The organism is Bacillus sp. Marseille-P3661, assembly GCF_900240995.1.
Taxonomy (GTDB): Bacteria; Bacillota; Bacilli; order Bacillales; family Bacillaceae_J; genus OESV01.
The window spans coordinates 98,581-111,767 of the sequence record NZ_LT965953.1 but is presented as its reverse complement, the minus strand read 5'-3'; the positions used below and the strand labels follow the sequence as shown (position 1 = coordinate 111,767).

Genomic DNA, 13,187 nt, shown 5'->3' with positions numbered 1-13,187 from the left:
GACAGGCACCTGTCGATTGCGGTTACAAGCGCCAGGCACTTGTCGAACTTTTCTACTTGTCGAATGATTTTGCCTTGTTAATTATCCCCATACACTATTGGGATATTTACCTATAAATACTGTGTCTGTTAATATATAGATAGTATAGTTGATTACTTATAAAGGAGAATAAATTTAATGAAATTAATTAAGAGCTCTAAAAAAGCTTTGGCCACAACGGTTGTATCACTTGTGTTGGCAACTTCAGCAACTCAGCTTGGACACGATCAAGTTAGTGCGGCAAGTAAGTTTAACGATATCAAACCAGGTGCCTTTTATGAGCAAGCTGTAAATGCATTATCTAGCAAAGGTGTAATCGGCGGTTATGATGATGGAACGTTTAAACCTAATAAACCGGTGACACGAGCTGAAGCTGCAAAAATGCTAGCATATGACCTAGGTTTAACAACTAATCTAGCAAATTCAAAATTTAACGATGTAAAAAGTGGCGATTGGTTTTTTCAACCTGTAACAGCTTTATCACAGACTGGTGGCATTAGTGGCTATGAAGATGGTTCTTTTAAACCCGGAAAAACAATTACTCGTGCAGAACTTGCTAGTATGTTAGTTAAGGCATATTCATTAACTAATAACGGCGACAGTGCTAGCTCCCCTTTCACAGATGTAACTCCAACAAGCTGGTATGCTAGTGCGATACAAACTCTTTATACGAATAAAATTACATCAGGGAAAACGGCTACACAATTTGCGCCTAATGCAGTTGTTACTCGTGGTGAAATTGCAGCATTTATAAATAATGTTAATAACAATAGCAATAATCATAACAACGAGACCATAGAATCTATAACAGCAGAAAATACTGTTACGATTTCAGGCCTAACCTATAATGTCTCTGGAGAATTAAAAGGCATCTTTAGTTCATCCAATAGTGAAATTTTAAAAGACGCAACCATTACATTTGAAGATAAAAACAATACCATTACCAAAATTACATATCTTCAATTGAATACTAGCGGCAATAGCGCTGCCGTAGAATTTAGCGGAAATTTAGTTTTAGATGGCCAAGGGGCTACTATTAATGGAAAATTACAGGTTAATGCAAACTACATCACCCTGAAAAATCTAACTGTTAATGGCGACCTAGAAATCACATCAAAGTTAGCGAACGATTTTTATTCAGAAAATTTAAAAGTAAAAGGTGCGACCTATGTTAAAGGTGGCGATACCAACACAGTTGTTTTCAATAATGCAAATTTAGGAAATGTTCAAATTCAAAAAGAAGGCGTTCGTGTTGTGGCGAAAGGAAGCACTTCTGTTCAAGAAATCAGCGTTATATCAAATGCAACAATAAACGCGGATGCAACCGTAACAATTCCTAAGATTACATTAGGAAATGGCGCCAAAACAGTTTCGTTAGATGCTAAGGTAAAAACTCTAGAAATAATAGGCAAAGATGCTGTTTCATTAAGCGGAATTGCAAATATTGAAGAGTTAAATATAAAAAATACTGCTAGTAATAGGCTTAATACAAAAGGAACTATTAGTTCTGTTATTGTTCAAAAGGATGGAAAATTTAGTTTAGGAACAGAAACTTTAATAACTATCCTCCAACTCCCAACAGGAACTGAACTTAAAGACATCCTAAGTAATTATGAAACTGCGCAAAAAAATGTTAAAGGTTCTAAAGCCACCGAAACGAAAACAAACACAGGTGGTAGCGGTGGTACGCCTAGCACTCAGCCTGCGCCAACTGCTGAAAGTATCATCAATAGCTATAAAGCTGAATTAGAAACATTAAAAACAAATGCGGAAAACGAATTCAATCAATTAAAGGATTCGATTAGAAATGATCCTACTTACATTCAAAAAGGTACAATAAATATTAATTACGTTTTGCAAGGACTCGATAAATATAATGAGTATGAGGGCAAATTTAACGAAACATATGAAAAGATTGTTTCAGATTTAAAAGAAAATGGCTTTGAAGAAAAAGAGGCAGAAGTTGTAAAAGATGAATTTAATTCTTTAATTGCACCATATGAAAACTATATAAATTAATGATCAAAAAACTCGGGAAGTAACCACTACTACTCGGGTTTTTGCTTTTTAAGAAAGAAATTTTAACAAATTGCTATATTTTCGAAATCCATCGTCCTTAAAAAGGAATTACAATGTCTATGACGAAAATAGTAAGGGATATCTTTTCACACCCTTCTCCCCCTAAAATCAAATAAAGAGGTGCACTCCACATGCCAAGGAAAAAACGCGTCTGGATTAATGAGTACTTTTACCACATCATTTGTCGAGGAAACCGCCGAGATCCTTTATTCATGGATGACAGAGATTTTAATGTATTCTTTAAAATTGTCGACCAGGTATTCGAACGAAACCCTTTCGAAATCTCAACCTACTGTTTAATGACAAATCACTATCACCTACTGCTCCGATCAAAGGAAATACCCATTTCGAAGGTCATTGGTCTGATCAATAAAAGGTACGCCACCTACTACAACACCCGCTATTGTCTTACTGGGCACGTTTTTGAAAAGCGATACTTCGATAAACTAATGGAAAACTCAGAGGATATGCTAGAAACAAGCAAATATATTCACCTTAACCCTGTTCGTGCCAACATTGTTACCCACCCTAATCATTATTCGTGGAGCAGTTTTCATCTCTTTCAACATAAAGACCTTGAAACAATCCCACGATATATGAATCTCATCCCAATTTTAGGTATTTATCCCGGAACATTAACAGAACAAACACAAAATTATACTGCCGCTCACCTAGATACCATTCGACAATCGACACATTCTTTTTAGCTATCCGGTTAACAATACTAACCTATTTCACCGAAGATTCTCGATAAGACCGATTCGACAAATACCGACAAGTGACAGGCACCGTAAGAATTTGGTATACTGTTTGGTAGGTTTTTTGTTGTATTTTGTTGGTAAAGTTTAGTTAAATTGGATATAAATAAGAGAATAGATATCGATTTATGCCGGGATTGGCATTTTGATGTATTTTTGGAAAAAACGCGTAATTCACCAGTTTTGCGAATTATGATGTGTTTTCTTATACTATCCTCAATTGGAAATAAATCTTGATAGTATTATAAAGGAGCGAACGGCATGCTTAGTGCAATTAAAAAGATTATTGGTGATGATCAACAACGGAAGTTAAAGAAGTATTCAAAAACTGTCGATCAAATCAATGCGTTAGAGCCAGAAATTGAAAAGCTGTCCGATGAAGAGTTAAAAAATAAAACGAACTCTTTTAAAGAAGAGTTAGCAAATGGAAAAACAATTTTTGATATCCAAGTTGAGGCGTTTGCAGTTGTTCGTGAAGCTGCGAAACGTGTGCTTGGCATGCGCCATTTCGATGTTCAGCTAATCGGCGGGCTTGTGCTGACTGAAGGCAATATCGCTGAAATGGCCACTGGTGAAGGAAAAACACTAGTCGGCTCCCTTCCCGCTTATTTGCGAGCATTAGAAGGAAAAGGCGTTCACATTATTACGGTAAACGACTATTTAGCAAAACGTGACCGTGAAATGATTGGAAAAATCCATGAGTTCCTTGGCTTAACAGTTGGCCTTAATATGCCAATGATGCAGCCTGAGCAGAAGAAAGCTGCATACGCCGCAGATATCACATACGGAATTGGCACAGAATTCGGATTCGACTTTTTACGAGACAATATGGTTCAAGATTTGAGCCAACGTGTTCAGCGTCCTTATCATTACGCGATTATTGACGAAATCGACAGCGTGCTTGTCGATGAAGCAAAAACGCCGCTGATTATTGCAGGTAAAATGGAAAGTGCTGCAAATCTACATTATATTTGCGCCCGTCTTGCAAAACGTTTCGAACGTGATAAAGACTATACATTTGATGATGAAACAAAAGCGACAGCTCTAACAGATGAAGGTATTAACCAAGTGGAACGAGCATTTGGCGTTGACAATTTATATGAGCTTGAGCATCAAACATTATATCATTATATGATTCAAGCACTGCGAGCACATGTTATGTTTGAACGTGATGTCGATTACCTCGTACAAGATGGAAAAATTATGCTAATTGATATGTTCACAGGACGCGTGATGGAAGGCCGAACAATGAGCGATGGCCTGCATCAAGCAATGGAAGCTAAAGAAGGCTTGGAAATTACTGAAGAAAATAAATCGCAAGCTTCGATCACGATTCAAAACTACTTCCGCATGTACCCTATTCTTTCAGGGATGACAGGCACAGCTAAAACAGAAGAAAAAGAATTTAACCATACATATGGTATGGAAGTTATTCAAATTCCGACAAATAAGCCAATTGCTCGCGAAGACATGCCTGATCGAGTATATACGACAAAAGATGAAAAGTACAAAGCAATGGCGAAAGAAGTCAAAGAACGCCATGATAAAGGACAGCCGGTATTAATCGGTACAACGTCGATTATTCAATCTGATACTGTAGCCGATTACCTTGATAAAGAAAACTTGTCTTATGAAATTTTAAATGCTAAAAGTGTCGAGCAAGAGGTCCGTCTAATTTCGCTTGCTGGTCAAAAAGGACAAATCACCATCGCAACAAACATGGCTGGACGTGGAACAGATATCATGCTTGGTGAAGGTGTAGCAGAAGTTGGAGGATTACATGTGCTTGGTACTGAAAAGCACGAAAGTCGCCGCATCGATAATCAACTGCGCGGCCGCTCTGGTCGTCAGGGGGATCCTGGTTCATCCCAATTTTTCATTGCAATCGAAGATGATTTATTCCGTCGTTTTGCCAAGGATGATCTTGAAAAATTGACACCAAAGTTAAATACAGATGAAACTGGATTAATTTTAAATAAAAACATTCATGAATTCGTAGAACGCACGCAACGAATTTGCGAAGGCAGTAACTTTGCAATTCGTGAATACAATTTAAAATTAGATGACATCGTAAACGACCAACGCAAAGTTATCTATAATTTGCGTGATCGCATACTAGAAAAGGAAGATGTCGTAGAACTTGTTCTTGAAATGATCCCACGATATGCACATTTTCTAGTCGATAAATATTGCCCGGCAGAGGGTCTTCCAGAGGAATGGCCATTAGATAAGCTGGTCAAAGAATTAAACCAACTTGTTGTAAAACCGCAGATTGCATTGCCAAAAGAGATCGAAGAAGTTGAAGAAATTCACGCAACAGTTGCCCAAACAGTTGGAGAATACTTAGAAAAGCTTGAAATCGTAAAAGATAATGCTAACTTGCAGCAAATTTTGAAACGCGTTCTTATTATGACTGTTGACAAGCATTGGGTTAACCACTTAGAAAGCATGACACGTTTAAAAGAAGGCATCGGCATGCGTCATTATCAACAAGAAGACCCGCTGCGTTTATACCAAAACGAAGGCTTAGAGGTATTTCATAATACGTATTCATTAATTGATCGTGATGCTAGCACGCAGCTGGCACGAATTGCGGCACCGCTTATTGAAAAGCTTGATGAAAATGAAAAACAAACCGAGGAAGAAACGGAATAACTGAGCACGATTTGAAACACTCATGAAAAATGAAACTTATATTTATTTTTTACCGACCCATAAATACAAATCGCTTTTGATTGCTGTGGGGTAGCCTACCACTACCCCATTATTTTTTTAAAAAATTTGGGAGGACCTACATATGCTATCTTTTTTTAAAAGAAAGAAAACACCAGATACAGATGAGCTTAAAAATACAGGCAGCGATAATGCCGTTTCTGCAAAGGATTTATTGAATCTTGAAAGTTCAGGCAGTGAAGATGAAGAGGTCTACACAGAGCTGTCTATTCATCCAGAATGGAATCTACCGCAAGAGCAAATGTATGTATATCGCTTTTTAAACAACGAGTTAGCTCCACTTAAGCCTGATGAAATTTCACTTAGTGGCATCGAGATTGAAAAAAAAGAAAAAGAACTGGTCTGTTCAGCATTTGTTCGAACTAGCTTGAATCAAGCGATTGAAATTGGCACAACTACACTATTATTAGTTGGCGAAAATGAAGTATACGGTCGCAAAGAATTTGATTTTACAGAAGTTGGACATTTACCAGCACGCAGCAGCCGTCCTTTTCAATTTGTTTTTCAACAACAAGATTTATATAAGCCAATATCTGAAATTAACACAGAGGTTTGGGGACTTGCTTTCCAATTACATAGTGAAAACCGCAACCATACACTAGACCTAGCAGAAAGTTGGGAAAAGACGTTAGCAGATGAGGATAAAGAAAGACTTAAAAGCATGGTGGAATCGATGACACCGCCGAAGCCTGGCGAAGTGCAATTTGTCGGTTTACAAGCCAAATTCAATGATAGTGGTAAATTACAAGTATCTATGCTCATCCAAAATGGTTCACAGCAAAATATCCGCTTAGAACAACTTCCACTAGTAGTAGAAGATGCTAGCGGCGAAGTTGTGGCTCAAGGTGGATTTATGCTAGAGGATTTTTCAATTAAAGCAAATACAAGTAAGCCATGGAACTTCGTTTTCCCTCCTTCACTTTTAACAAAAGAACAAAGTGAAATCGATTTATCAGCATGGAGAGCGTTTCCTCCACAGCAGTAGACGGGAGTCGGAATCGTGGGGAATCGTGGGGACGGTTCTCGTGATTACAAATTGAGAAAATTTTGGAACGGTTAAAAATGTAATTGTTTCACATTAAAATTATTCACGAGAACCGTCCCCGTGTTCTCCGTGTTCTCGAAAATCTGGCGTGGTTTCCAAACACGGACCACGCCCTTATTACATCAATTAAGGATGGAAATCATGCCCAAATTTAAATTTACTAGATTACTAGTTTTACTTTTATTTTTTGTAAGTCTTAGCGCCTTACCTGTGAGTACGCTAGCTGAGGATCAGGCAAAGCTGTTAGTTTTACCATTAGATGATCGCCCAGCCAACACCTATATTCCTGAAAAAATTGGACAAGCTGGTGGCATTGAAATCATTTTACCACCTAGCGAACTAGTAAAAAACCAACCCTCTTTGCAAACCCTTGATGCATTAACAAAATGGATTAAAGAAACTAGCGCTGAAGTAGATGGATTTATCATTTCAGCTGATATGCTGACAGATGCTGGCTTAGTTAATTCTAGATCTAGTTTGCAGACAACGGAAGATGCGTTAAATCAACTTAACGTCCTCCAAACTATTAAGAATAAGTACCCAAACAAGCCTTTATATGTATACGACACGATTCAGCGTCTAGCTCCAACTGTTTTAAAAGAAGGCAATCTTGAGCAATATAATATGGTCCGCGACTGGGCGATTGCATATGATGAGGTTCATAACTTAGGGCAATTGGATAAACTACATAAATTAACTGAACTAGAATCAAAGATTGGTCCGGACATTATTAAAGAGTATTTCGAAACGCGCGCCCGCAATTTTGCAGTGAACGAGACACTTCTAGCGTGGACAAAGCAAGGCTATATTGATTACCTTATTTTAGGCCAAGATGATGCCAATCAAACTGGATTACATCGTGTGGAACAAGACCAGCTGCATGCTAAAATCAACGCATCTGGCATTCAACATAAAGTTAGTATATTTGATGGTGCGGACGAAGTGGATGCTGTTTTAATTTCGCGTTTTTCGGCCGTACAGCATAATAAAAAACCTAGCTACAAAGTGCATTATATCGGTGTGAACGGTGCAAATTGGACTTCTCCTTTCGATCACTATACACTGCAAGAGAATATTAGAAAACATATTATTGCGGCCGGAGGCACGGTGGCAACTGGTGTTCAGCCAGCTGATATTGAGTTGTATGTGAATACACCTTCTACAGTAAAAAATACTGAAATTCCACACGCCATTCAAAGTATCAAGCAACAGCTTGCAAGCGGAAAGAATGTTGTCGTTGTTGATGTTGAAAAAGTAAACCGAGCGAACGCAGCACTTGCAGATGCACTGATTAAAGACGTCGGCATAACCAATCTATTAGCCTACAGTGCTTTTAATACGGCTGGCAATGCTATTGGCCTAGCAGTTGGACAGGCTAATGCTAGATTCATATATATTAATGCTGATGAGCAGGAGCCGAAAAGTGTTGAACGAGCTGCCCATGGCCAAGTTGAGCTGCTACTACACGCGTTCTCATCAGACCATCTTTATCGCAATGCGATTGAGCCTAAAACGAAGTGGTATGTGAATTACATTGGCGGCAATGAGTGGGACACATCATCCAAGACGCCGGCCATTCTTTACTTTTTAAAAAGCGAGTTTCATAAACAACTAGATTATTTACATGACTTTGTGAAGGAACATGAAGTTATTTCTCATAAAACAAACAGCGAGCTGCAAACTGCTACAATTGAAAGCTTTGCAGTGAAAAACATCCATCTTCCATGGAATCGCTTGTTTGAGGTTTCACTGGAATTTGACGTGAAGTTTAAACAATAATTTTTATGATTTACTAACAGTAGAGAAAAAAGCACGTAATTTACCTGGTAGCAAATTACGTGCTTTTTTTAATGACTTTGAAGACATAAATACTCACAGCTGTTATAGCTACAAGAACAACAATAGCCACAGCTAAACCTGTAAAATCATATTTACCTCCAGCATACTCCCCTTGCCTTGTTGCTTTAATGAAGGTCTCTTCGCTTTCCTGAATTGCAATGGCTATATCTGTAGATATTCCTTTAATAGAATAGTAGTTTGTTCCTTTTTTATAAACATTCGAGAAATTCCCTGCGTATGATTCCATATCTGAATACTTCGTGACCTGGCCGATTTTGCGCTCTACGTCCGACACAGTTTCATCACCAACCACATAGATATAACCATCCCAAACTACAAATGGATACGCCCATGAAGTGGCCAATATCTTACTAGGAAGTATTGCTAATATAATAATCGTTATAAGCGTAAGGATATGCTTATGTGACATGCGTTTTCCCTCCCCTTTTTGGATTAGACGCTATTATAATTATTTTGTTTCTATTGGGTGGGAAAGAAATTATCTTGCGTTGCGCGCGAGATGTTCTTTCTACTATTCATAATATTGTTATCAAGCTATTATTAAATAATGAGAAACGGTTAGAATGGTACTAACTGTTATATTTCAAAGCCCATGCTCACATATGGATGGTTTACTGTGGTAACCTGTTTGCCTTTTTAACTATCCGGACATATGAGCCGTTATTTGCGATAAAAACGCTATTTTTTGAATTTGGAGGACATATAGGTCGTTATTAAGCCGATTCTAATGAAGTTTTGGGGGATTTTGATTAAATAGCGTACTCCTTGTCCGGTAAACTCGTGAAACAAGCTCTTTTTATGAAGATAAGGGATTATATGTCCGCTTAATTAACTTTCCGGACATATGAGCCGTTATTTGCGATAAAAACGCCTTTTTTTGAATTTAGAGGACATATAGGTCGTTATTAAGCCCATTTCAGTGATGTTTTGGGGGATTTTGGCTAAATAGCGAACTCTATGTCCGGTAAACTTGTGAAACAAGCTCTTTATATAAGGATAAGGTATTATATGTCCGCTAATTAATTTACCGGACATATGAGCCGTTATTTGCGATAAAAACGCTATTTTTTGAATTTGGAGGACATATAGTTCGTTATTAAGCCGATTCTAATGAAGTTTTGGGGCATTTTGGCTAAATAGCGAACTATATGTCCGGTAAACTTGTGAAACAAGCTCTTTTTATGAAGATAAGGTATTATATGTCCGCTAAAAAGATTTTCAATAAAGACAAGGCATCATATGTGCAAAAAAAATACCCAATAAGGATAAGACACCAGTTGTCCTAAATAAAATCATTCACCAAGCACATGTTGCCTAAAAGACTAATAATAAAAAATAAGGATGTTGCTATGAAAAAAGTATATATCATTTCTATAATAGTAGGCGTTCTTTTTCTAGTGACGATTTCTGCGTTCATATTTACTAGTAAAAATGAAGTAGAAAAGGCACAAGCAGCGAGCACCGTTAGTGTTAGTAAAGAAGTTCCAAAACAGCGGTCTGTTGCTTATTTTAAAGAAAGAAGTTCTGCACAGCCGTTGATTGAAAATTTTGTGATAGAAAAATACCACCATTTGGTTGGGGCGGTATATGATGTGGTTGTGATTGGCAGTGATCCTGAAGGAATAGCTGCCGCAATAGCTGCTGCACGCGAAGGACAAAAAACCCTGCTGTTAGATAAAAAGAAAAAAGTTGGCGGCTTGTATACACTTGGAAAGCTGAACATGTTGGATATAAATTGGTCGCCTACACAAGAAAATCTATCAAAAGGGATTTTCGAAGAGTTTTTCAAAAATATCAAATATCGAACCTCCTTTGATGTTAAAGAAGTGCAACGTGTTTTTGAGGAAATGATAGCGGCCGAAGAAAACATCACCATTGAATTAGAAGCGCAATCCATTCTTCCGATTATGGATGAACGGCATGTGGAATCGCTTATTTTTAAAGATGCAAATGGCAATGTCGTCAAAGTTAATGGAAAGCAGTATATTGACTCCACGCCTAACGCGGATTTCGCGTATTTAGCAGGCGCAGAATTTACTATAGGACAAGAGGATTATCGCAATGTAACGAAAATGATGGCTGTTACACTTGTTTTTGAGTTAGCTGGGGTCGATTGGAGTAAAGTGGCTAAGTATTTGAATGGCGATCCTGAATTCTATACAGGTGCGGACAAACACTCGGCTTGGGGATACGGAAAGGAAATGGAGCAATATAAGCCGTCCCAAGATAATATGCGGATCAGAGCGTTAAATATCGGTAAGCAGGACAATGGAAATGTGTTGATTAACGCTTTTCAAATTCTTGGCGTAAACGGCTTGAATGAAGATGAACTACGTGATGCTTGGGAAAAAGCTGAACGCGAGCTGCCAAGGATTACAAAATTCTTGCGTAACAATTTGGTCGGCTTTGAAAACGTGGAATTAGTAGGAACTGCAGATGAATTTTATGTGCGTGAAACGCGACATTTAGATGCTGAATATATCTTAACGATTGACGATGTATTGGAGCATCGCGATTTTAAAGATCGAATCGGCTTTGGCAGTTATCCGATTGATGTGCAAGCAACAGTCCTTGAGGAAGGCGATATTATTTTAGCAAACCCTGCACAATATGCCGTGCCATTTCGGAGCATCGTGCCAAAGGGATTTGACAACCTGCTAGTAGCAAGCCGCAGCGCAGGCTATGATTCATTAGCGCATGGCAGCGCACGAACGGTGCCCGTTGGTATGGTCGTAGGTCAAGCTGCTGGTGTGGCAGCGGCTTATAGTAATGAACAACGCCATAGTTTCCAAGATATTGTTCATGATCCCAATGGTCGCCATATTAAGAAAATCCAAAGTATATTAAACCGAAATGGTGCTGAGCTTAAGCCCGTACCCGATTACAAGAATCCTATTGTTGAACATTGGGCATATGAAGGTGTAAAACTTTTAAGAAGTTATGCGATTATTGCAGCTGGCTACGACAACGAGTATAAAATGGATCAGCCATTGTCCAAAAGCGAATTCGTAGCATATGTCCGCCAAGTAAACCAATATTCAGAAACAAACGCGCCGATTCACTTCCCATTTACCGGTGAAGAAGGAAACATGAAAGCAGAAGATGCTTTAGAGTTTTGGGTGACTAATGGCTTAACCCTTGAGGACTTATCACCACTTACCCGTGAACAACTACAAAAACAAACTAACGAAGTAACCAGAGATGTGCTGTATATGATAATCAAAGAGTTGTTTGAAAAACTATAGCATTAGCATGTGCCTGCAACACAGAAAAAATGCCAGAACCTATGGTGCCAGGCACTCCTCGAATTTTGTCGATTAAATTTAAATAAGTTCGTTTTTATTGGAGCTGATAACCTTTTAAGGTTATCGCTTTTTTTTATTAACATGTGGGTTCTAGTTTTGCGGACATCGGATCCCTTATTATAGCTACATAATACTGTTTTTTTGGGACTGGAGGACATACAATCCTTTATTACTTAAAAATTGGTATACTTTATTCTAAATAAAGAACTCAATGTCCGGAAAACTCATGAAACAGGTCTTTTTTATATAAATAAGAGATCAGATGTCCGCCAAAAACTACAGCAAGACATGCAACCTCACGTAATACCACTTTCTCTTTATGTTTCACACATTTGTAACAAATTCGCCCAAAATGCGCCCCCCTTTTCACCTCTTCAGCACTATTTCAATAGTGAAAGGGTGGTGCATTTTCATGCAAATTAAATCTGGTACTATTGAAAAGTTTGAGCAGTATTCGCAATTCAGTTCACTAAGAGAGTTTAATCGTCATATTGAAATGTGGTTGCTAGAACGCAAAAGCAATTTTTCAAAAAGTGAGTTAGTAGGTTTGAAACGATTAATACGGTATGCTGCTAAGATTCCTGGTGTTTGTAATGCTAAAATCGGCACGATGCTAAAAGCGATCCATGAGGAGTATCAAAACAATGGCATTTCTCGCTCGACTTTTAAAAGAATGATTCAAAAAGCTATAACGATTGGAATTTTTAACGTCTACGAAACAGAGAGGAAAAACGGTTCGCAATCTAGCAATTTGTATGTATTTAATCGGTTTCCTTGCAGCGATCAACTTAAATCTAGTGAAGAAAACAGTGTAACTATCCCTGAACTTCCAACAGAAAATCTTATTAACGAAACTAACGATAATAATGAACTACCTACCACCGAAAAATTGAACCACCATAATGAAACTATTAATCTTTCTAAAACTAAAAAAGAAAAAGAATTAAATAAACGTTACGAAGACCGTGAAAAACTAGATTACACATTTGCAAGCGATAAAGTTCCACAAGCTTTTGTGCAATGGGTAAAAATTTATTTTAGAGATCCGAAAACAATTGATGAGTTTTGGAAAATGACGAACATCGCTGCATTCAGAAACAACTTAGAAAATGAAACTGAGCTCGTTCTTTCTACAGCCATTGCTGCTTTCAAACAACTTATTCGAAAAATAAAAATGACAAAGCAGATTGTCCATAAACCAGTGGCTTATTTCTATGGAATTGTACATAAAAAGTTAGAGGCAATTTATTTGGAGGAACTATTTGAGATGAGATATGCAAGTGGAAATAATACTGAGGACGAAGAATTTTGGGCAGATTCTCCGTTGTTACAGGATCGTTAATTTTTGTTATACAAGGATGATTATAG

At 37.8% G+C, this 13,187-nt stretch carries 8 protein-coding genes; 7 read left to right on the top strand and 1 reads right to left on the bottom strand.

Going from position 1 to position 13,187, the window contains the following annotated elements:
- Positions 1-177 precede the first annotated feature (177 nt).
- From C1724_RS00560 to C1724_RS00540, 5 genes are all read left to right on the top strand, one after another.
- On the top strand, positions 178-2,058 hold the full coding sequence (locus tag C1724_RS00560) for an S-layer homology domain-containing protein (protein WP_102344818.1): 1,881 nt from the start codon (positions 178-180) through the stop codon (positions 2,056-2,058).
- 191 nt (positions 2,059-2,249) lie between these two features.
- Positions 2,250-2,825: an REP-associated tyrosine transposase gene (locus C1724_RS00555; protein WP_102344817.1), complete on the top strand. Its 576-nt coding sequence runs from the start codon at positions 2,250-2,252 to the stop codon at positions 2,823-2,825.
- A 312-nt stretch (positions 2,826-3,137) separates the two neighbouring features.
- The gene (gene secA2 / locus C1724_RS00550) at positions 3,138-5,531 is read left to right on the top strand and encodes an accessory Sec system translocase SecA2 (protein WP_102344816.1); all 2,394 of its coding nucleotides are present in this window, start codon (positions 3,138-3,140) and stop codon (positions 5,529-5,531) included.
- Between the two features lie 142 nt (positions 5,532-5,673).
- Positions 5,674-6,594 (top strand): accessory Sec system S-layer assembly protein, encoded by a 921-nt coding sequence (locus C1724_RS00545; protein ID WP_102344815.1) that lies wholly within the window; start codon positions 5,674-5,676, stop codon positions 6,592-6,594.
- Positions 6,595-6,795: 201 nt separating this feature from the next.
- A complete protein-coding gene (locus tag C1724_RS00540; RefSeq protein ID WP_180994071.1) occupies positions 6,796-8,433 on the top strand; it encodes a DUF4127 family protein in 1,638 nt (545 codons plus the stop codon).
- Between the two features lie 55 nt (positions 8,434-8,488).
- Here C1724_RS00540 and C1724_RS00535 read toward each other — a convergent pair whose 3' ends face one another.
- Complete coding sequence (locus C1724_RS00535; protein WP_180994070.1) at positions 8,489-8,923, bottom strand: hypothetical protein; 435 nt, start codon at positions 8,921-8,923, stop codon at positions 8,489-8,491.
- Positions 8,924-9,863: 940 nt separating this feature from the next.
- On the opposite strand from C1724_RS00535, the gene C1724_RS00530 reads away from it, so the two are divergent.
- On the top strand, positions 9,864-11,759 hold the full coding sequence (locus C1724_RS00530) for an FAD-dependent oxidoreductase (RefSeq protein WP_102344813.1): 1,896 nt from the start codon (positions 9,864-9,866) through the stop codon (positions 11,757-11,759).
- Between the two features lie 472 nt (positions 11,760-12,231).
- Positions 12,232-13,161 (top strand): hypothetical protein, encoded by a 930-nt coding sequence (locus C1724_RS00520; RefSeq protein ID WP_102344811.1) that lies wholly within the window; start codon positions 12,232-12,234, stop codon positions 13,159-13,161.
- The last annotated feature ends 26 nt before the right edge of the window (positions 13,162-13,187 follow it).